The sequence below is a fragment of the Geodermatophilus dictyosporus genome, assembly GCF_900115505.1.
GTDB classification, from domain to species: domain Bacteria; phylum Actinomycetota; class Actinomycetes; order Mycobacteriales; family Geodermatophilaceae; genus Geodermatophilus; species Geodermatophilus dictyosporus.
The window spans coordinates 239,585-258,334 of sequence record NZ_FOWQ01000007.1; the positions used below are offsets into that span (position 1 = coordinate 239,585).

General features: G+C 76.2%; 21 protein-coding genes. 10 read left to right on the top strand and 11 right to left on the bottom strand.

Annotation, left to right across the window (positions count from 1 at the left end; translation table 11 throughout):
• Positions 1 to 21: 21 nt before the first annotated feature.
• Genes BMZ33_RS17220 through BMZ33_RS17240 form a run of 5 tightly spaced genes read right to left on the bottom strand, consistent with a single transcriptional unit; the run spans position 22 to position 4,350 of the window.
• Positions 22 to 285, bottom strand: coding sequence for an acyl carrier protein (locus BMZ33_RS17220; RefSeq protein WP_091113468.1), 264 nt, complete (start codon positions 283 to 285; stop codon positions 22 to 24).
• A complete protein-coding gene (locus BMZ33_RS17225) occupies positions 252 to 1,760 on the bottom strand; it encodes an acetyl-CoA carboxylase biotin carboxylase subunit (protein ID WP_169064488.1) in 1,509 nt (502 codons plus the stop codon). Before BMZ33_RS17225 ends, BMZ33_RS17220 begins: the two co-directional genes overlap by 34 nt.
• Positions 1,757 to 2,260 (bottom strand): acetyl-CoA carboxylase biotin carboxyl carrier protein, encoded by a 504-nt coding sequence (accB, locus tag BMZ33_RS17230; protein WP_091113471.1) that lies wholly within the window; start codon positions 2,258 to 2,260, stop codon positions 1,757 to 1,759. Before accB ends, BMZ33_RS17225 begins: the two co-directional genes overlap by 4 nt.
• 3 nt (positions 2,261 to 2,263) lie before the next feature.
• Complete coding sequence (gene accA / locus BMZ33_RS17235) at positions 2,264 to 3,997, bottom strand: acetyl-CoA carboxylase carboxyl transferase subunit alpha (RefSeq protein WP_091113475.1); 1,734 nt, start codon at positions 3,995 to 3,997, stop codon at positions 2,264 to 2,266.
• Between the two features lie 26 nt (positions 3,998 to 4,023).
• Positions 4,024 to 4,350: a TcmI family type II polyketide cyclase gene (locus BMZ33_RS17240; RefSeq protein ID WP_091113478.1), complete on the bottom strand. Its 327-nt coding sequence runs from the start codon at positions 4,348 to 4,350 to the stop codon at positions 4,024 to 4,026.
• Between the two features lie 382 nt (positions 4,351 to 4,732).
• Here BMZ33_RS17240 and BMZ33_RS17245 point away from each other — a divergent pair, with 382 nt between their 5' ends.
• The 3 genes from BMZ33_RS17245 (at position 4,733) to BMZ33_RS17255 (ending at position 7,426) form a co-directional block, all read left to right on the top strand.
• Entirely contained in the window at positions 4,733 to 5,482 is a 750-nt protein-coding gene (locus BMZ33_RS17245) for a LuxR C-terminal-related transcriptional regulator (RefSeq protein WP_091113481.1), read from the top strand.
• 383 nt (positions 5,483 to 5,865) lie between these two features.
• Positions 5,866 to 6,507 (top strand): LuxR C-terminal-related transcriptional regulator, encoded by a 642-nt coding sequence (locus BMZ33_RS17250; protein WP_169064489.1) that lies wholly within the window; start codon positions 5,866 to 5,868, stop codon positions 6,505 to 6,507.
• A 157-nt stretch (positions 6,508 to 6,664) separates the two neighbouring features.
• Positions 6,665 to 7,426 carry a thioesterase family protein gene (locus tag BMZ33_RS17255; RefSeq protein ID WP_169064490.1) on the top strand — a complete coding sequence of 254 codons (762 nt, stop codon included), beginning with the start codon at positions 6,665 to 6,667 and terminating at the stop codon, positions 7,424 to 7,426.
• Positions 7,427 to 7,447: 21 nt separating this feature from the next.
• Here the strand turns inward: BMZ33_RS17255 and BMZ33_RS17260 are convergent, their stop codons facing one another.
• Together BMZ33_RS17260 and BMZ33_RS17265 are read right to left on the bottom strand one after the other, a co-directional pair.
• Complete coding sequence (locus tag BMZ33_RS17260) at positions 7,448 to 8,602, bottom strand: acyl-CoA dehydrogenase family protein (RefSeq protein WP_091113490.1); 1,155 nt, start codon at positions 8,600 to 8,602, stop codon at positions 7,448 to 7,450.
• The gene (locus BMZ33_RS17265; protein ID WP_091113493.1) at positions 8,599 to 9,465 is read right to left on the bottom strand and encodes an HTD2 family dehydratase; all 867 of its coding nucleotides are present in this window, start codon (positions 9,463 to 9,465) and stop codon (positions 8,599 to 8,601) included. The genes BMZ33_RS17260 and BMZ33_RS17265 overlap by 4 nt, the downstream gene beginning before the upstream one ends.
• A gap of 72 nt (positions 9,466 to 9,537) precedes the next feature.
• Between BMZ33_RS17265 and BMZ33_RS17270 the strand changes: the two genes are divergently transcribed.
• Positions 9,538 to 10,614, top strand: a complete 1,077-nt coding sequence (locus tag BMZ33_RS17270; protein ID WP_091113497.1) for an alkene reductase — start codon at positions 9,538 to 9,540, stop codon at positions 10,612 to 10,614.
• Between the two features lie 39 nt (positions 10,615 to 10,653).
• Here the strand turns inward: BMZ33_RS17270 and BMZ33_RS17275 are convergent, their stop codons facing one another.
• Together BMZ33_RS17275 and BMZ33_RS17280 are read right to left on the bottom strand one after the other, a co-directional pair.
• Positions 10,654 to 11,856, bottom strand: coding sequence for a sensor domain-containing phosphodiesterase (locus tag BMZ33_RS17275; RefSeq protein ID WP_091113500.1), 1,203 nt, complete (start codon positions 11,854 to 11,856; stop codon positions 10,654 to 10,656).
• Between the two features lie 188 nt (positions 11,857 to 12,044).
• Entirely contained in the window at positions 12,045 to 12,476 is a 432-nt protein-coding gene (locus BMZ33_RS17280; protein ID WP_091113503.1) for a MarR family winged helix-turn-helix transcriptional regulator, read from the bottom strand.
• An 89-nt stretch (positions 12,477 to 12,565) separates the two neighbouring features.
• Here BMZ33_RS17280 and BMZ33_RS17285 point away from each other — a divergent pair, with 89 nt between their 5' ends.
• From BMZ33_RS17285 to BMZ33_RS17300, 4 genes are all read left to right on the top strand, one after another.
• Positions 12,566 to 12,985 (top strand): DUF6069 family protein, encoded by a 420-nt coding sequence (locus BMZ33_RS17285; protein ID WP_169064491.1) that lies wholly within the window; start codon positions 12,566 to 12,568, stop codon positions 12,983 to 12,985.
• Positions 12,982 to 13,353, top strand: a complete 372-nt coding sequence (locus tag BMZ33_RS17290) for a PPOX class F420-dependent oxidoreductase (protein WP_091113508.1) — start codon at positions 12,982 to 12,984, stop codon at positions 13,351 to 13,353. Before BMZ33_RS17285 ends, BMZ33_RS17290 begins: the two co-directional genes overlap by 4 nt.
• A gap of 121 nt (positions 13,354 to 13,474) precedes the next feature.
• Entirely contained in the window at positions 13,475 to 14,032 is a 558-nt protein-coding gene (locus BMZ33_RS17295; protein WP_091113512.1) for a hypothetical protein, read from the top strand.
• Positions 14,033 to 14,041: 9 nt separating this feature from the next.
• Positions 14,042 to 14,965, top strand: a complete 924-nt coding sequence (locus BMZ33_RS17300) for an oxidoreductase (RefSeq protein WP_091113515.1) — start codon at positions 14,042 to 14,044, stop codon at positions 14,963 to 14,965.
• A 9-nt stretch (positions 14,966 to 14,974) separates the two neighbouring features.
• On the opposite strand, the gene BMZ33_RS17305 is transcribed toward BMZ33_RS17300, so the two are convergent.
• Both BMZ33_RS17305 and BMZ33_RS17310 read right to left on the bottom strand, forming a co-directional pair.
• Positions 14,975 to 15,634 carry a response regulator transcription factor gene (locus BMZ33_RS17305; protein ID WP_091113518.1) on the bottom strand — a complete coding sequence of 220 codons (660 nt, stop codon included), beginning with the start codon at positions 15,632 to 15,634 and terminating at the stop codon, positions 14,975 to 14,977.
• Positions 15,631 to 16,773 (bottom strand): sensor histidine kinase, encoded by a 1,143-nt coding sequence (locus tag BMZ33_RS17310; protein ID WP_091113522.1) that lies wholly within the window; start codon positions 16,771 to 16,773, stop codon positions 15,631 to 15,633. The genes BMZ33_RS17305 and BMZ33_RS17310 overlap by 4 nt, the downstream gene beginning before the upstream one ends.
• Before the next feature lie 190 nt (positions 16,774 to 16,963).
• Here BMZ33_RS17310 and BMZ33_RS17315 point away from each other — a divergent pair, with 190 nt between their 5' ends.
• The gene (locus tag BMZ33_RS17315) at positions 16,964 to 17,839 is read left to right on the top strand and encodes an ATP-binding cassette domain-containing protein (protein WP_091113526.1); all 876 of its coding nucleotides are present in this window, start codon (positions 16,964 to 16,966) and stop codon (positions 17,837 to 17,839) included.
• Positions 17,840 to 17,922: 83 nt separating this feature from the next.
• The gene (locus BMZ33_RS17320; RefSeq protein WP_091113529.1) at positions 17,923 to 18,696 is read left to right on the top strand and encodes a hypothetical protein; all 774 of its coding nucleotides are present in this window, start codon (positions 17,923 to 17,925) and stop codon (positions 18,694 to 18,696) included.
• Positions 18,697 to 18,750 lie beyond the last annotated feature (54 nt).

An 18,750-nucleotide genomic window follows, 5' to 3' on the forward strand; every position in this document is an offset into this window, starting at 1 on the left:
CCTCCTGGTGGTCGGGCCGGCTCAGGCCATGCCGGCGGAGTTCGACGCGGTGGCGTTCACCGTGTCGACGATCTCGCCGAGCGTGTAGAGGTCCGGGTTCTCCTCGGGCATCTCGGTGCCGTAGCGGTCCTGCAGCGCGGTCTGCATCGACAGGAAGGCCAGCGAGTCCAGGCCGATGTCGGCGAAGTGCGCGTCGCGGTCGGTGGTGTGCGCGCTGGCGGGCAGGCCGGCCTTCTCGGACAGCAGCGCCATCAGGTCGTCGAGAGTGAAGGTCGTGGCGGACACGGGATCTCTCCTTCGGTGGAGCGGTCCGGCCGCGGGTCCGCGGCCGGGGTGGGGACGAGCTGGAGTCCGCCGCGGGCGGCCGGGAGGCCGGGCGCGGCGTCGTCGAGGGAGGCGGCGCGGGCGAGCACCGCGGGCAGGCACCGGTCGAGGAACTGCACGTCGTGGCGGTCGGCGACGACGTCGGGGTCGCGCAGCAGCGCCCGGTGCAGCGCGATCGTGGTGTGCACGCCGGGGCCCTCGACCCGCATCTCGGCCAGCGCCCGGTCCATCCGCCGGATGGCCTGGTCGCGGTCGGGCGCCCAGACGACGAGCTTGCCCAGCAGCGAGTCGTAGTCGGGGCTGACGGTGTCGCCCTGCCGGTAGCCGGTGTCGAAGCGGGTCCACGGGCCGTCGGGCACCTGCAGCACCTCGAGCCTGCCGGGTGCCGGCGCGAAGCCCCGGGTGGGGTCCTCGGCGTTGATCCGGCACTCGATCGCCGCACCGCGCGGGACGACGTCCTCCTGCCGGAACGCCAGCCGCCGGCCGGCGGCGACGAGGATCTGCTCGCGCACGAGGTCGATGCCGGTGAGCAGCTCGGTGACCGGGTGCTCGACCTGGATGCGGGCGTTCATCTCCATGAAGAACGCCGCGCCCGAGCCGTCGACGAGGAACTCCATCGTGCCCGCGCCGGTGTAGCCGACCGAGAGGGCGCCGTGCACGGCCAACCGGCCGAGCTCGGTGCGCTGCTCGGGGGTCAGGTGGCCGGCCGGGCCCTCCTCGAGCAGCTTCTGGTGCCGCCGCTGCAGGGAGCAGTCGCGCTCGCCGAGGGAGACGCCGTTGCCGTGGGCGTCGCACAGGATCTGCACCTCGACGTGCCGCGCGCCGGACAGGAAGCGCTCGACGTAGACCGTGGGGTCGCGGAAGACCGCCCGCGCCACCGCTCGCGTCGTGACGAACGCCTCGTCGAAGTCCTCCGGCGCCCGGACGACGGTCATCCCGCGGCCGCCACCGCCGGCGGCGGCCTTGACGATCACCGGGTAGCCGATCTCGTCGGCGATCGCCCGGCCCTCCTCGGCGGTGCGCACCGGCTCGACCACGCCGGGCAGCAGCGGCAGCCCGGCCTCGGCCATCAGCCGCCGCGCCGTCGCCTTGTTGCCCATCTGCTGCATGACCGCCGGGGGCGGCCCGACGAAGGTCAGCCCCTCGGCGGCACAGATCTCGGCGAAGTCGGGGTCCTCGGAGAGGAAGCCGTAGCCGGGGTGGACGGCGTCGGCGCCCGCGCGCAGCGCCGCCTCGACGATGTTGGGCACGTGCAGGTAGCTGCGGCGGGGCGCCGGCGGCCCGATGTGCACGGCCTCGTCGGCCATGGCCACGACGGCCGAGTTGCGGTCGGAGGTCGAGTGGACGGCGACCACCTCGATGCCCAGCTCCCGGCAGGCGCGGGCGATCCGGACGGCGATCTCGCCGCGGTTGGCGATGAGCAGCCGGTCGATCACCGCGCGCCCCCCGCCGGCCGCAGGAGCATGAGGACCTGGTCGTACTCGACCGACTCGGCGTCGCCGACCAGCACGTCGGCCACCACGCCCGCCTCGTCGACGACGATCGGGTTCATCAGCTTCATCGCCTCGACGATCCCGACGGTCTGGCCCGGCTCGACCTCGTCGCCGACCCGGACGAAGGGGTCCGCGCCGGGCGAGGGCGCCGCGTAGAACGTGCCGACCAGGGGGGAGCGGACGGGGGTGCCCTCCGGCTCGGCCGGGGTGGCCGCGGCGGCGGTCGCGGGGACCACCGCGGCGACCGGTGCGACCGCCATGACCGTCCCCTCCGCGGGACCGGTGGCCCACTCGACCTCGACGGCACGGTCGCCGTCGCGGACGGTGAGCCTCCGCAGTCCCGCGGGCAGGTCACGGGCGAGGGCGACGACCTCGTCGTGCAGGTCGCGCACCGCGTCGGGGTCGGGCCCCGCGCTCCGGGTCGAGAGCTCGCTGGCGGCCATCGGTCAGCTCCCCACGGTCTGCAGCGGGCGGCCGTCGTCGCCGCTGATGCGGGCCAGGCGACGGGCACGGGTGTCGAGCAGGGTGGCCGCGTCGAGCCGGCAGACGTCGTCGAGCTCGCGCACCAGCGCCCGGCGCAGCAGGCCGGCCGCGGCCAGCGGGTCGGTGTGCGCACCGCCGGGTGGTTCGGGGACCACCGCGGTGGCGATCCCGGCCGAGCGCAGGTGGGCCGCGCCCAGCCGCATCGCGCGGGCCGCCGTCGGGGCGGCCACCGCCGTCCGCCACAGGATCGCCGCGCACCCCTCCGGGCTGATCACCGACAGGAAGGCGTTCTCCATGACCAGCAGCCGGTCGGAGGTGCACAGCGCCAGCGCGCCGCCGCTGCCGCCCTCGCCGGTGACCACCGAGACCACCGGCACCCGCAGCCGGCTGCTGCGCAGGATCGCCTCGGCGATCGCGTGCGACTGCCCGCGCTCCTCGGCCTCGGGTCCCGGGTGCGCACCGGGGGTGTCGACCAGCGTCACCACCGGCAGGCCGAAGGACTCGGCGTGGTCGAGCAGCCGCAGCGCCTTGCGGTAGCCCTCCGGGTGCGGCATCCCGAAGTTCCGGGCCACCCGCTCGCGGACGGTGTGCCCCTTCTCGTGGCCCAGGACGACGACGCGGCGCCCGCCGATCGAGGCCACCCCGCCCACGACGGCGGGGTCGTCGGCGAAGACCCGGTCCCCGTGCAGCTCGACGAAGTCGTCGAAGGCGGTGTGCAGGTAGTCCAGCGTCGTCGGCCGCTCGGTCACCCGCGCCCGCTGGACGACGTCCCACGGGTCGGCGTCGGCGTCGTCGGTGTCGACGTCGGTGTCGACGTCCTCGTCGGCGTCGGTGTCCGTGTCCTCGGCGCGGTCGGCCGGCGTCGCGGGCCCGGCGCCGTGCAGGGCGAGCAGCCGGACCAGCAGCGGCCGCAGCTCCGCCCGGCTCTCGACCCGGTCGACGAGGCCGTGGCTCATGAGGAACTCGGCGGTCTGGAAGTCGCGGGGGAGCTCGGCGCGGATCGTCTCCTGCACCACCCGCGGCCCGGCGAAGCCGACGTGCGCGCCGCGCTCGCCGACCAGCACCGAGGCCAGCGTGGCGAAGGAGGCCGAGACGCCGCCGTAGGTGGGGTCGGTGAGCACGCACACCGACAGCAGCCCGGCCTCGCGCAGCCGGCCGAAGGCGCAGCTGACCCGGGCCATCTGCAGCAGCGAGAACACGCCCTCCTGCATCCGCGCGCCGCCGCTGGCGCACACGGTGACCAGCGGCAGGCCGCGCTCGAGGGCCAGCTCGGCGGCGCCGCTGACGCGGCGGCCGACCTCGACGCCCATCGAGCCGCCGAGGAAGCCGAAGTCCATGACGGCGAGGACCACCTCGGCGCCGCCGATGCGGGCGGTGCCGACGACGACGGCCTCCGACTCGCCGGAGCGCCGCTCGGCCTCGGCCAGCCGGTCGGGGTAGTCGCGCAGGTCGGTGAAGGCCAGCGGGTCGGGCGTGCTCGGGGCGAAGTACGCCTCGGTCCAGCTGCCGGGGTCGGCGAGCAGGTCGATGCGGGCGCGGGCGCTCAGCCGCAGGTGGTGGTCGCACTCGGGGCAGACGTGCAGGTCCCGGTCGAGTCGCTTGCGGTAGAGCAGCCAGCCGCAGGCGGGACAGGAGACCCACCCGCCCGGGGGCTGCGGCGCGGGGACCGGTGGGACCGGGGTCGCCGAACGTGTCATCAGTTGCCTCCTCGCCACCCGCGCGATCACTCGGGGGACGACGTCCAGTGGTAGAAGCGGCGGGCCATCGCGTCCTGCGGTGAGCGCCAGCCGGGGTCGTAGGCCTCGATGTAGGGCTTGAGGTCCTCGCTGACGGCGCGGAAGGCCGGCAGCGACTGGGCAATGCGCATCGCCTCGGCGGCGGGCCGGTCGAAGTCGACCAGGTGCACGTAGATGCCGTGGAACTGGTAGAGCGAGCGGCGGAGCACCCCGATCTCGTACGGCGCCGACGTCGCGTCGTGGCGGCCGAAGGCGGCGGCCACGTCCTCGGCGTGGTCCGGCGCCATCCGCGCGATGATCATCGTCTGGTCCACGGGACCTCCTCCGTCGTCCGCCACCCGGGGAGCCCGAGGTGGCGTGGGGATGACGCTAGGAACGGTGTGGGCCCCGCCACACCGGCCAGGCGTCGGGAAACGGCGCCCACCCGGCGGGGGAGAGCCCTGCGACCCCGGACGGCGGGAGGGCGCCGGCACCGTCCGGAGGGCCCGGTCGGGTCCGCTCCGAGGAGGGGCAACCCCGACCTGCAGGACGGCGGGTCCCGCTCCGGGGAGGGGTCGCAGGCACGACCCGGGTATGAACTCGCCGCTCGTCCGGGCCCGCGGCGCCGTTCGGGTTGGCCAGCGACCGGGGAACCGCCTAGCTTTCGGCTCCTGACCTGCCAGCTCGCGCCTCGGGCGCCGGAGAGGAGCGGAGCGGATGGGTGGACCGGAGCACGACGTCCCCGGTGCCGTCGTGCCCGGGTCCGGTGCGTCCGCGGCCGGATCGTCCGGGGTCGGCCCGCCGATCCGGGTCCTGGTCTGCGACGGGCACGACGTCCTGCGGCGCGGGCTGCGCACCGTGCTGCGGCGGGCGCCCGACGTCGTGGTCGTGGGCGAGGCCGCCGACGTCGACGAGGCGCTGGCCCTGGCCGCCGGCGTCGCGCCCGACGTCACCCTGCTGGGCCTCGACACCCGGCGGACCGCGGTGCAGGAGCTGGTGCGGACGCTGAGCCGCACGGGCAACCGGGTCGTGCTGCTGGGCGAGGCCGCCGTGAGCAGCGACGTGGTGGAGGTGCTCAAGGCCGGCGCGCGGGGCTACGTGCACGCGGCGGTGAGCTCCCAGCGGCTGGTCGAGGCCGTCCGGGCGGTGGCCCGCGGGGAGACCGTGCTCGACGCGTGCGTCGCCGGCGAGCTGCTGCACCGGCTCGACGGCGACCAGCGGCCGGAGGACGGCCCGGCGCACAACCCGCTCACCGCACGCCAGCAGGCCGTCGCCGAGCTGGTCGCCGAGGGGCTGACCAACGCCGAGATCGCCGACCGGCTCCGGGTGAGCCGGGCGACGGTGAAGGGTCACATCACCGTGGCGCTGCGCCGGCTCGCCCTCCGTGACCGCACGCAACTCGCCATCCACGTGCACAGAGCGTCACGACGCGGTGGCGGCGCGAACGTCCTGCCCGCGGAGGGCTGAAGGGGTCGCGCGTCGGCATCCGTGGTGGTACACCGCTTGCTCGACGGATCCTGGACGAACGCTGTGAGAAAACTGCGCACGACATGGTCGTGCACCGTTACCCTCGGTGGGGTCCGGAGAAGACGGACGGGTGTCGGAGGGGTCGGCGTCGAGGCGCGGGGGGAGCGTCGAGCCGTCGGGGGGACGACATGGACCACGAAGGACTCGCACCGGACACGACGATCGCGGGGCTGCGCCAGCGCGGTCCCGGCCAGACGGGTGGGCGACCCACCCCGCACGAGGTGGCCCGGCCGCCTGCACCACGGGTCGCGGGGCCGCAGGGACCGGTGCGGCCCGCCCCGATCCGTCCGATCGCCGGGCGGCCGCCGACGAGCCTGGTCTGCGTGCTGCTCTGCGAGGACCAGGAGGTCTTCCGGATCGGCATGCGCGAGGTGCTGGAGGCGCAGCCGGACATGGCCGTGGTGGCCGAGACCACGCACCTGCCCGAGGCGCTCGAGGCGGCCGACGAGTGCCGCACGCAGGTCGTCGTCGTCCGCCAGGGGCTGGTGGCCGGCGCGGCACTGCCGCTGCTGCGCACGCTGTGCCGGCGCGACACCGCGGTGCTCGTGCTCGCCGAGCCGGGGACGGAGTCCGAGCCGGAGGTCGTGGAGATCCTGCAGGCCGGCGTCCGCGGCTACCTGCCGCGCCGGTCGGACGCGCAGCGGCTGGTCGACGGGGTGCGGGCGCTGGCCCGGCACGAGGCCGCGCTGGACCCGGCGGCCACCGACCAGCTCGTGCAGTACCTGACCGACCCGCAGGCCCGCCCGGCGCCGGCGGTGCGCCCGCTGGACCGGCTCACCGAGCGCCAGCGCGAGGTCGCCGAACTGGTCGCGCAGGGGCTGAGCAACGAGGAGATCGCCTCGCGGCTGTTCCTCAGCCTGGCGACGGTCAAGAGCCACCTGACCGCCTCGATGCGCCGCCTGGACGTCCGCACCCGCACGCAGCTGGCCATCCTGGTCAACCGCGACTCCTCACCCGCCGCCTGAGGACGGTCCCCGCCGGCTGCCGGGCGCGTCCTCCGGAGGTCGCGCCCGGCCTCGTCCGGAGGTCGCGGCCGGCCGCATCGGTTGGAGAGTCGTACCGACTGCGCTAGGGTCTCGAGTCGTCGGTTGGAGATCCCAACCGAGAACCTGGGGAGGACCCGTGGACGCCGACACCGCCGTGCTCGACCCGCCCGCCCGCCTGCTCTCGTTCGACCCGACCTGGCGGTCGTTCACCGACACCCAGGGCGGGCTCGTGGTGGGGCACCTGCTGACCGCCGCGGCCGCGGCGACCGGAGCGGCCCCCCGGGCGGTGACCGCACACCTGCTGGCCGGGGTCGCGGCGGACACCGCGGCCGCCGTCGAGGTGGTCCCCGACCGGGCCGGCACCACCGGCAGCGTGCGGGCCACCCTGAGCCAGGAGGGGCGGGTGCGCGCGGTCGCCCAGGTGCTCACGCTCGCGCGCCCCGTCTCCCCGGTCAGCGAGGCGGTGCCGCCGGACCCGGGGCCGACCGTCCGCGAGGGCGTGCCCTTCGCGCTGCCACGCGAGTTCGTGCCGGTCGCCGACCACACCGAGATCCGCGCCCTGGGTGCCTCCCGCCCGCTCGCCGGGGGCCCGCAGCCGCGGCTGCACGCCTGGGTGCGCGTCGACGGCGACCTCGAACCGCTGGTCCAGCTCGGCGTGCTCGCCGACGCGCTGCCGCCGGCGCTCTTCGCCGTCCGCACCACCCCGGCGGTGATGCCGACGGTGGAGCTGACCGCGCACCTCGCCGGCCCGCCGCCCGCGACCGGTGAGTGGGTGCGCGTCGACCAGCGGCTGGCCGACGCCGACGCCGACGTCGCGGTGGACGACGCCGAGCTGCGCGCGGTGGACGGTGCCCTGGTGGCGCGGGTCCGCCAGACCCGCCGCCTGCTCGCGCGCTGAGCACGTCCCTGGGGAGGCGCCTCAGCCGAGGCCGCCGCGGGCGACGAGCTGGCGGGCGATGACGTCGCGCTGGATCTCGTTGGTGCCCTCGCCGACGATCATCAGCGGCGCGTCGCGGAAGTAGCGCTCGACGTCGAACTCCGTGGAGTAGCCGTGGCCGCCGTGCACGCGGATGGCGTCGAGTGCCACCTTCACCGCCGTCTCGGAGGCGAACAGCTTGGCCATGCCGGCCTCCAGGTCGCAGCGCCGCCCGGTCTCGTACCGCTCGGCGGCGTGCCGCACGAGCTGCCGGGCGGCGGTGAGCGAGGTGGCCATGTCGGCGAGCAGGTTGCCCACGGACTGGTGCTGCCAGATGGGCCGGCCGAAGCTCTCCCGCTCCTGGGCGTAGCGCAGCGCGTCGTCGAAGGCGGCCTGCGCGACGCCGACGGCGCGGGCGGCCACCTGGATCCGGCCGGTCTCCAGGCCGGTCATCATCTGCGCGAAGCCCCGGCCCTCCTCGCCCCCGAGGACGGCGTCGGCCGGCGCGCGGTACCCGTCGAAGACCAGCTCGCAGCTCTCCACGCCCTTGTAGCCGAGCTTGGGCAGGTCCTTCGACACGGTCAGGCCCGGGCCGTGCTCGACCAGCAGCACCGACACGCCGCGGTGTCGCGGCTGCGCGTCCGGGTCGGTCTTGCACAGCAGCGCGATGAGCTGCGAGCGGCGCGAGTTGGTGATCCACGTCTTCGCGCCGTCGACCACCCACTCCCCGCCGTCGCGCCGCGCGACGGTCCGCATCGCCTGCAGGTCCGACCCGCCGCCGGGCTCGGTGAGCGCCATCGTGGCCCGCACCGCGCCGGTGGCCATCGCGGGCAGCCAGCGGTCCTGCTGCTCACGGGTGCCGAAGGCGACCAGCAGCTTGGCGACGACGGTGTGCCCGCCCATGGCGCCGGCCAGCGACATCCACCCGCGGGCCAGCTCGGCGGTGACCTCCGCGTAGCAGGGCATGGACACCGGCGCCTCGCCCCACGGCTCCGGGACCGCCAGGCCGAAGACGCCGAGCTCCTTCATCCGCTGGACCAGCGCCTCCGGGTAGGTGTCGGAGTGCTCGAGCTCGCGCACCACCGGCCGCACCTCGCGGTCGACGAAGGTCCGCACCGTGTCGACGACGGCCTGCTCCTCGGTGCTCAGCACGGTCACCGGTCCCCTCCCGTGAGCAGTGCGGTGCCGGTGACGGAGGACGGCGCGCCCGCCGCGGCGGCGGAGAGCTCCAGCCGGTCGCCGTCGGCCCGGCCCACGGCGCGCACCGGCGTCCCCGCGTACGCCGGCCGGGTCAGCCGGTGGGCGAAGGAGGCGACGGCGCGGTCGCGGGTGTGCCGCCGCGGGACCTCGAGCAGCAGCAGCGCGAGCAGCGGACCGTGCACGACGAGCCCCGGGTGACCCTCGACCCGCGTCGCGTAGGGGTGGTCGTAGTGGATGCGGTGCGCGTTGTAGGTCAGCGCGCTGAAGCGGAAGAGCACCGCCTCGTCGGGCCGCAGCTCGACCGCCGGGCCGTCGCCGCCGGGCGCGGGGGTCCCCGTCCCGGCCGGTGCGGGGGAGGAGCCGGCCTCCTGGGACCGGTAGACGACGTCCTGCTCCTCGATGAGCAGCAGCCGGCCGTCCTCCCGGTACTCGCTGCGCACGGTGACCAGCAGCATCGGGCCGCTGCGCCCGCTGCGGGGCTCGCACCGGGCCAGCCCGGAGGTGCGGGTGACGGTGCTGCCCACGCGCAGCGGTGCGGTGACCTCCAGCCGCCCGCCGGCGATCATCCGGCGCCGGTGGGGGATCGGCGGCAGGAAGGCGCCGGCGCGGGGGTGGCCGTCCTCGCCGAGGTCGGCGGTGGCCGGGTGGTCGAGGAAGGCGAACCAGTGCCAGCCCGGGGGCAGCGGGTCCCCGTCGGCCAGCGGCGGGGCGGGCTGGTCGAGCAGCGCGGCGAACGCGGCGGCCGGACCCGCCCCGATGCGGGCGGTGGCGGTCACCGGCCCGGGCGACCAGCCCTCGACGGCGGAGGCGAGGAGCGTCACCGGGCCATCCTGCCGCCTGTGAGCCGGGACGCACCGGGGAATGGTCCGAGCCCGGCCGGTGTCGCAACCCCCGTGGACCTCTTCTCACCCGTGGCCCTGGGCGACGTCGAGCTGGCCAACCGCGTCGCGATGGCGCCGCTGACCCGCATGCGGTCGGGCCGGGCCGGCGTCCCCGGTGACCTCGTCGTCGACTACTACGCGCAGCGCGCCTCGCTCGGCCTGATCGTCACCGAGGGCACCTACCCGCACATCGAGGGCAAGGCGTTCGTCGGGCAGCCCGGCCTCGTCACCGACGAGCAGGTGGAGGGCTGGCGCCGCGTCGCCGACGCCGTCCACGCCCGCGGCGGCAGGCTGTTCGCGCAGGTCATGCACGGCGGCCGGGTCACCCACCCCGACGTCAACGGCGGCCACCGCGTCGTCGCACCGAGCGCCCTGGCGATCGACGGCGCCGGGCACACCGAGAAGGGCAAGCAGCCCTACCCGGTGCCGCACGCGCTGACCACCGACGAGGTGCGCGCGACCGTGCAGGACTTCGTGCGCGCCGCGCAGCGCGCCGTCGAGGCCGGCCTGGACGGCGTGGAGATCCACGGCGCCAACGGCTACCTGCTGCACGAGTTCCTGTCGCCGACGTCCAACGTGCGCGACGACGAGTACGGCGGCTCGCCGGAGAACCGAGCCCGCGTCGTCGTCGAGGTCGTCACCGCGGTGGCCGAGGCGATCGGCCCCGGCCGCGTGGGCCTGCGGATCTCGCCCGAGCACGACATCCAGGACGTCCTGGAGACCGACCGCGACGACGTCCTCGCCACCTACGGCACCCTCCTCGACCGGCTGCGCCCGTTGGGGCTGGCCTACCTGTCGGTGCTGCACCGCGAGCCGGCCGGCGACCTGGTGCAGGAGCTGCGCCGGCGCTTCGACGGGCCGCTGATGGTCAACAGCGGTTTCGGCTCGGTGACCACCCGCGACGAGGCCGTGGCGCTCGTCGACTCCGCGCACGCCGACGTCGTCGCCGTCGGCCGGGCGGTCATCGCCAACCCCGACCTGGTGGAGCGCTGGGCCGGGCAGCACCCGGAGAACGAGCCGAGGGCGCACCTGTTCTACGCGCCGGGTGCCGAGGGCTACACCGACTACCCGGCGCTGCGCGCCGGCTGACGTCCGCCACCGCGCGCGGGGACGGCGTCCCTCGCCCCGTCAGGAGGCGAGGGACGCCGCGGTGAGCACCGTGCCGGCGTCGGCGAGGGCGTCCGCGGGCGCCGGGCGGCCGAAGAGCCAGCCCTGGCCGTCGTCCACGCCGAGCGAGCGCAGGACGGCGTGCTCGGCCGGGGTCTCCACCCCCTCCGCGACGACGACGACGCCGACGCCGTGGGCGAAGTCGACCAGCGAGCGGGCGAGCCGGGCGAGGACCGGGTCGGCGTCGACGCCGCTGACGATGCTGCGGTCCATCTTGAGGACGTCGGGGGCGGTCACCACGATGTGCCGCAGGCTGGAGAAGCCGGCGCCGACGTCGTCGATGGCCAGCCGCATGCCGGCCGCGCGCAGCGGGGCCAGGGCGGCGTCGAGGGCGGTGTAGTCCTCGACCGGGTCGTGCTCGGAGAGCTCCAGGACGACGCGGTGCAGCGGCAGCCGGGCGAGCAGGTCGCCGCAGGCCGGCGTCAGCAGGGTCTGCGGCGAGACGTTCATCGACACGTACCCGGACACCCGGTCGAGCAGCGCGGCGGCGCGGGCCAGGGCGAGCAGCTCGAGGCGGTCGCCCTCGCCGACGCTGTGCGCCTCCTCGAAGACGACGTCGGGCGCGCGGCCCCACTCGGCGGGGAAGCGGCTGAGGGCCTCGGCGCCGACGCGGGCGCCGGTGCGCACGTCGACGATCGGCTGCAGCAGCACCTGCGGGCCGCCTCCGGCCACGACCGAGGCGAGCCGGTCGTTGATCTCGGCCTGCCGCTGGGCCCGGCGGACCTCCGGCTCGATGACCAGGGCCGCAGCGTCGGCGAGCACCTCGACGAGGGCCTGGTCGCGCGGGGACACCTCGGGGTCGGTGGCCAGGCCGAAGGCGCAGAAGGTGCCGTAGACCGCCCCGTCGCTGAGCACGACGGGCGCGCTGACGTGCGCGCGGATCTGCGGCAGGTCGCCCGGGTGCAGGCGCACGGCCTCCGGGACGCGGCGGACGTCGGGGATGACGCGCGGCAGGCGCCCCTCGACCACGGCCAGGCAGAAGCCGCTGTCGCGGGGGCCCGAGTAGCCGGCGCGGAACTCCGGCACCGCGGAGTCGGCGACCTGCACGGTCCGGGCGGTGTCGTCGATCCGGCTGAGGAACGCGACGCTGAGGTCGAGCTTGCTGCGCGCCGTCCGCAGCAGCCGTTCGACCTGTCGCGCGGCCTCCGAGCACTCCAGCAGCACGCGTCCTCCCCCGTGGACGTCCCTGTCCCCCGACCGGCACCGTGTGTCGCCGGGACCACTCCGGCAGACGGAACCGTTCCGCTCATCATCCACGAGGGGTGATGCGGAACTCACTGTGCGGTATCGAAGGCGTCTTGTCTCGCCGTCCCCGGCGTGCCGCCCGCGCCACGCCGGGGAGGTTCCGCGTCTCAGCCCGGGGGCCGCAGACCCTCGGCGGCCTCGGCGAGGGTCGCCGTGAGCCCGTCCGGGTCGGTGGAGACCGCGGCCAGCGTGCGCGCGGCGAGCTCGCACCACGCGTCCTCGAGGGCGGGCAGGAGGGACCGGGCGCGGTCGGACAGCTCGACGATGGTCGCCCGGCCGTCCGTGGGGGAGGGCCGGCGGACGACGAGCCCGGCGGCCTCCAGCCGGCGGACGCTGCCGGTGATCGTGGGGGGCTCGCAGCCGCTGGCCGCGGCGAGCTGCGCCTGGGTGCGCGGGCCGGAGGCGTGCAGCTCGAGGAGCAGCACCTCCTGTCCCGGGTGCAGGCCGAGCGGTGCCAGCAGCTGCGCCGCGGCGGCCCGGTGGCGCATCGCGAGCGTGCGGACGGCGTCGTTGACCTGCTTGGCGCGGGCGAAGTCCACGGGCGACCCCTCTTGCCGTCGAATGGTTAGGCGCCTAACCTCTTGCATCTCGTTAGGAGCCTAACGAACCGGATGCGAAGGAGCGTGCCATGACCACCTCGACCACCTCGCCGACCCCCGTGCGACGGCGCCTGGCCCCGGGTCCCGCGGCCCTGACCGTGCTCGCCGGTGCGGCCGCCGCAGCGCTCGTGTGGGTGGTGGCGGTGCCGCTCCTCGGCGCCGACGTCCGGGTCGCGACGGGTGGGCAGGCGCAGGAGCCGGGGCCGGGCGCCGTCGTCGCGGCCGCCGTGGTGGCCGGGCTCCTGGGCGCGGCGCTGCTCGGCGTCCTCCTGCGGTCCGCCCGCCGCCCGGTGCCCGTGTGGCGCGCCGTGGCACTCACGGTCCTGGTGCTGTCCCTCGGCGGGCCGCTGTCGTCGGGGCAGGACACGACGTCGGTCGCCGTCCTGGTGACGCTGCACCTCGCCGTCGCCGCGGTGCTGGTCCCGCTGCTGCCCCGGGCCGTGCGGTGACCGCGGGGACGAGCGGAGGCGCCCGCTTCAGCGACGCCGAGCTGGGCTACCTGCTCGGCGAGCGGCGGCTCGGCCGGCTGGCCACCGCGGACGCGTCGGGGCAGCCGCACGTCGTGCCGGTGGGCTGGGCCTACAACGCCGAGCTGGGCACGATCGACGTCACCGGCCGGCGGTTCGCGGCCACCCGGAAGTACCGGGACGTGCAGGCCAACCCGCGCGCCGCCTTCGTGGTCGACGACGTCCTGCCGCCCTGGCGTCCGCGCTCGGTGGTGGTGCAGGGCGACGCCGAGCCGGTCGAACCGGCCGACGGCGAGGCGCTGATCCGCATCCACCCGCGGACGATCGTCTCCTGGGGCCTGGACGGCTGACTCCTCGCCGGACCGGACACCCGTGCCCGGCCCTCCCGATCCCGGCGAGGGGGCCGTGCGCGGGTGCTCGGGCCCGCCGGAGACGCCCGGCGGCGGGCATCCTGGGCGGGGGAGGTGTCGCATGGACCTCGACGACGTGGTGCCGGTGGCCGACCACGTCACCCGCCAGTCGCGGGTGATCGACGCGCCGCCGTCCGTGGTGTGGGAGGAGCTCCACCGGCTGCGGCTCTCGTCGCTGCCGGTCACGCTGCTGCTCGGCGCCGCGCGGGCCCTGCCGGTGCTGCTGACGGGCAGGGGACGCCGGCGGGGCGGCCTGGACCGGACCCTCCTCGACGTGGTGCCCATCCCGGAACTGGCGTCCGACCCGCCCTCGCACGTCGTCTTCGGCGGCGTGCTGCAGGCCTGGCGGCCGGCCGGTGGCAAGCGCCCGCCCGTCCTCGACGCGGCCGGCGTCCGGGAGTGGGCCGAACCGGGCTGGGTGAAGGTCGGCATGGAGTTCCGGCTGACGCCGGCGCTCGGGGGCACGCGGCTGAGCTGCGAGACGCGGGTGGTCGCGACCGACGCGGGGACGCGGCGGCGCTTCGGCCTCTACTGGCTCGCCGTCCGGCCGGGGAGCTCGGCCATCCGGTGGGAGCTGCTCACCGCCGTCGCCGTGCGGGCGGAGGCGCGCGCCGGGTAGGGGTCCGGCATGCCCTGGACCGAGCGCGACGTCCCCGACCTCACCGGACGCACGGCGGTGGTGACCGGCGCGAACGGCGGCCTGGGCCTGCAGACGGCGTTGGCGCTGGCAGGCGCCGGCGCCCACGTGGTGCTGGCCGCCCGGGACCCGGCCAGGACCGGGGCCGCGGTGGCGCGGATCCGGCTGAGCGCCCCGTCGGCGTCGCTGGAGGCGGTGCCGCTGGACCTCGGCGACCTGTCCTCGGTGGCGGCCGCCGCGCGCTCGGTGCTGGACCGGCACGAGCGGGTGGACCTGCTGGTCGACAACGCGGGCGTCATGGCGGTGCCGCGGCGGACGACGGCCGACGGCTTCGAGGAGCAGTTCGGCGTCAACCACCTGGGGCACTGGGCGCTGACGGCGCACCTGCTGCCGGCGCTGCTGCGGGCACCGGCGGCGCGGGTGGTGACGGTGACCAGCACGGCGCGGCACCGGGCCCGGCGGCTGGACCCGGCCGACGTCCACCTCGAGCGGGGCTACGGGGCGTGGAGCGCGTACGCGCGGTCGAAGATGGCCAACCTGCACTTCGGCCTCGGCCTGCAGCAGCGGTTCGCCGCCGCCGGCGTGGCGGCGGCCAGCCTGCTCGCGCACCCGGGCCTGACGAACACCGACCTGCAGGCCCGCGCGGTCCGCGAGGGCGGCGCCGGCCAGCTCGGGCCGGTGTTCGAGCTGCTCACCGCGCGGTCGGGGACGTCGCCGTTCGAGGGCGTCCGGCCGCAGCTGCGGGCCGCCACCGACCCGCGGGCCCGGGGCGGGGAGCTGTACGCCCCCCGGTACGGCTCCCGCGGCCCCGCCGTCCGGCGGCCGGTGCTGCGGCGCTGGCGGCTGCAGGAGCAGATCGACGTCCTGTGGCGGGTCTCCGAGCGGGAGACCGGCATCCCGTTGGAGGTCGCGTGACCCTCCGGCTCAGCCCTCCAGCAGGCCCGCCTCGTGGGCGAGGATGGCGGCCTGCGTGCGGTTGGCCAGGTCGAGCTTGGCCAGCAGCCGGGAGACGTAGGTCTTCACGGTCGCCTCGCTGACGAACAGCCGCCCGGCCAGCTCGGCGTTGGACCCCCCGCTGCCCAGCAACTGCAGCACCTCGCGCTCGCGCTCGGACAGGCCCTGGATCCGGCGCAGCGCCTGCGCCCTGCGCGGCGCGGCCCGCCGGTCGACGTAGGACTCGATGAGCGCGGCCGTGACCTTCGGCGACAGCGTCGCGGTGCCGTCGGCCACCGCCCGGACCGCGGCGGCGATCTCCCGCGGCGGGGTGTCCTTGAGCAGGAAGCCCGCGGCCCCGGCGGCCAGCGCCGCGTACACGTACTCGTCGGCGTGGAAGGTCGTGAGGACGGCGACCTGCGGCGGATCGGGCAGCGCGAGGATCTCGCGGGTCGCCGCCAGCCCGTCCTTGCGCGGCATCCGGATGTCCATGAGGACGACGTCGGGCCGCAGCTCCTGCACGGCGCGCACCGCGGCGAGCCCGTCGCCGGCCTCCCCCACCACGGTGAGGTCGCCGGCCGCCTCGAGCACGGTCCGCAGCCCGAACCGCACCAGCTCCTCGTCGTCGACGAGCAGGACCGAGATCGTCACGCCGGGATCACCGCCTCGACCCCGAAGCCGCCGTCCAGGCGGCGCTCCGTGCGCAGCCGGCCGTCCAGCGTGCGCACCCGCTCGCTGAGCCCGACGAGGCCGAAGCCACCGCCGGAGCCCGGGCCGGCGGGCTCGGTCGGCGTCCCGTTGACCACGCGGACGACGAGCCGGCCGGGCTCCCGGGTCACGTCGACGTGCACCGGGGCACCGGGCGCGTGCTTGCCGGCGTTGGTCAGCGCCTCCTGCACGATGCGGTAGGCCGCCCGGGAGACGGCGGGCTCGACCGGGGCGGCGTCGGCCGCGGGACCGGTCAGCTCGACCACCATCCCGGCGGCGCGGCACTCCTCCACCAGGCGCCCGAGGTCGTCGAGGCCGGGCTGCGGGGTGAGCGGCGCGGCGTCGTCGTCCCCGGCGCGCAGGACGCCGACCGCCTGCCGCAGCTCGTCGAGCGCCTGCCGGCCGGCCAGCTGCACGTGGCAGGCGAGCTGCTCGACCCGCTCCCGGTCGGCGGCAGCCACCTCGATGGCGCCGGCCTGGAGCACCATGAGGCTCACCCGGTGACCCACGGCGTCGTGCATCTCCCGGGCGATGCGGGCGCGCTCGGCGGCGATCGCCTCGCGCGCGAGCAGCTCCCGCTCGGCCTCGGCCCGCTCGGCGCGCTCGGTGAGCGCCGTCATCAGGTCGGCGCGGGCACGCACCCAGGCGCCGATGGTCCCGGGCAGCAGGACGACGAACGCGACGCCCGCCAGCCCGCCGACGACGTCGCCGATCGAGTGGCCGGTCCAGAGCTGGCTGACGGCGACCGACCCGGCGACGCCGGCGACGGCCCGGGCGGGCCAGCCGCCGGTGTAGCGGCCCACCGCGTAGGCGCCGAGCGGGATCGCACCGCCGATGGCCGGGGCGACGGCGCCCACCGCGGCGGCGGCGAGGAAGGGGACCAGCGGTGCCCGCCGGCGCAGGAAGAGCAGCAGCAGGCCGACGCCGATCGACGCCGCGGCCGTGACGGAGAGGGGCACCGGGGCGGGGCCGGACGTCCACTCGATCGCGCCGACGCTGAACGCGCCGAGGACGGCGAGGAGCACCTCGAACCACACACCGCGCGCGGAGAGGCCCGGCCGCAGCCGCGCGCGGAGCCCCATGGCGCAGCAGCGTAGGACGGTGGTCCGGTCGCGCGGGTCGGCCGCGGGACGACTGCCGACGTCGACTTTCGGATGACCGGGACGAGACCTCCGACCAGCGCGTTCGAAGCTCCCGGCTGACGCGGAAGAGGAGCCCGCCGCGGTTCTCTGTGCGTCACCACCACAGCAGGACGAGGCGAGGAGCTCGGCGATGATCACGGTCAGCGGACTGACCAAGGACTACGGCGGCCGGAGGGTCGTCGACGAGGTGTCGTTCGAGCTGGAGCCCGGCACGGTGACCGGCTTCCTCGGCCCCAACGGCGCCGGCAAGAGCACCACGATGCGGATGGTCACCGGGCTGGTGCCCGCGTCGTCCGGCACCGCGCTGGTGGCCGGCCGGCCCTACACGTCGCTGCCCAACCCGGGGGCGGTCATGGGCACCCTGCTCGACGCCGCCGCGGTGCACCCCGGACGCACCGGGCGGACGCACCTGCGGCTGCTGGCCTCGACCATCGGTGTCCCGGCTCCGCGGGTCGACGAGGTGCTGGAGATGGTCGACCTCACCGCCGCGGGCGGTCGCCGGATCGGCGGCTACTCGCTGGGGATGCGGCAGCGGCTCGGGATCGCGGCGGCGCTGCTGGCCGACCCGCCGGTGCTCATGTTCGACGAGCCGGCCAACGGCCTGGACCCGGAGGGCATCCGCTGGATGCGCGACCTCCTGCGCGGCCACGCGGCCCGCGGCGGCACGGTGCTGCTGTCGAGCCACCTGCTCGGCGAGGTCGAGCACACCGTCGACCGCCTGCTGGTCATCGGCTCCGGCCGGATCGTCGCCGACGGCCCGATCCACGAGCTCCTGGCCGGCGACGGGACGGCGGTGCGGCCGGCCGACGCAGCGTCCTTCGAGCCGGCGCTCAGGGCCGCCGGGCTCGAGGTCCAGCACCGCGACGGCGGCGTCCTCGTCGTCCCGGGTGCCTCGCCGGACCGGATCGGCGCCCTGGCGGCCGCCGGTGGCCACGCCCTGGTCGACCTGCGGCCCTCCGAGCAGGGCCTGGAGGAGCTGTTCTTCCAGCTCACCGACGCGTCATGACCGCCACCACGACCACCCCGCGCACGACCACCCCGCACACGACCACCCCGCGCACGACCACTCCGCCCCGAGAGGCACCTGACATGAGCACCACCACCGCCCCGGCCACCGCCACCGCCGTCGTCCCGGCCCCCGCGTCGACCGCCCGCCGGACCGGGCCCTCCTTCCCGGCGCTGACCGGCCTGGAGGTCCGCAAGTCCCTGTCCACCCGCTCCGGCAGGTCGGTGGCCGCGCTGGCCGTGCTGGTCGGCCCGCTCGGCGTCCTCCTGGCCACCACGACCAGCGGCGGCGCGGTCGCCGCCGCGATGGCCCTCGGGATCATGGGCATGCTCATCGCCCTGGTCCTGCTCGCCCTCGGCGTCCTCTCGACGGCGGGGGAGTGGACGCACCGGAGCGTGCAGACGACCTACCTGCTCGTCCCCCGGCGCGGGCGGGTGCTGGCCGCGAAGGCCGCGGCCATGGCGCTGCTCGGCCTGGTGCTCGCGTCCGTGGGTGTCGGGCTGGCCGTGGGGGCGCTCGCCCTGTTCACCACCGGCGTGACCTGGTTCGCGGCCGGTCAGGCCGTGGCCGCGGTGATCGCCTCCGGGGCGGCGTTCACGGTCATCGGCGCCGGGATCGGTGCGGCGGTCGGCAACTCGGCCGCGGCGCTGACCGGGACCTACCTGACGGTGCTCGGCATCCTGCCGGTGCTGAACTCGGTGGAGCCGGAGATCGCCGCCAGGCTCGACCCGGCCGGCGCGGTCGTGACGCTGGCGCAGCACGGGGCGGCGACCACGCCGATCGCGGTGATCGCCGGCTGGGTGGTCGTCTCCACAGTCACCGGGGTGCTCGTCACCCGTCGCCGCTCGGTGGCCTGACCCGCACGACCACCACCCGCTGACGGCCCTCTCGATCCCATCGAGGGGGCCGTC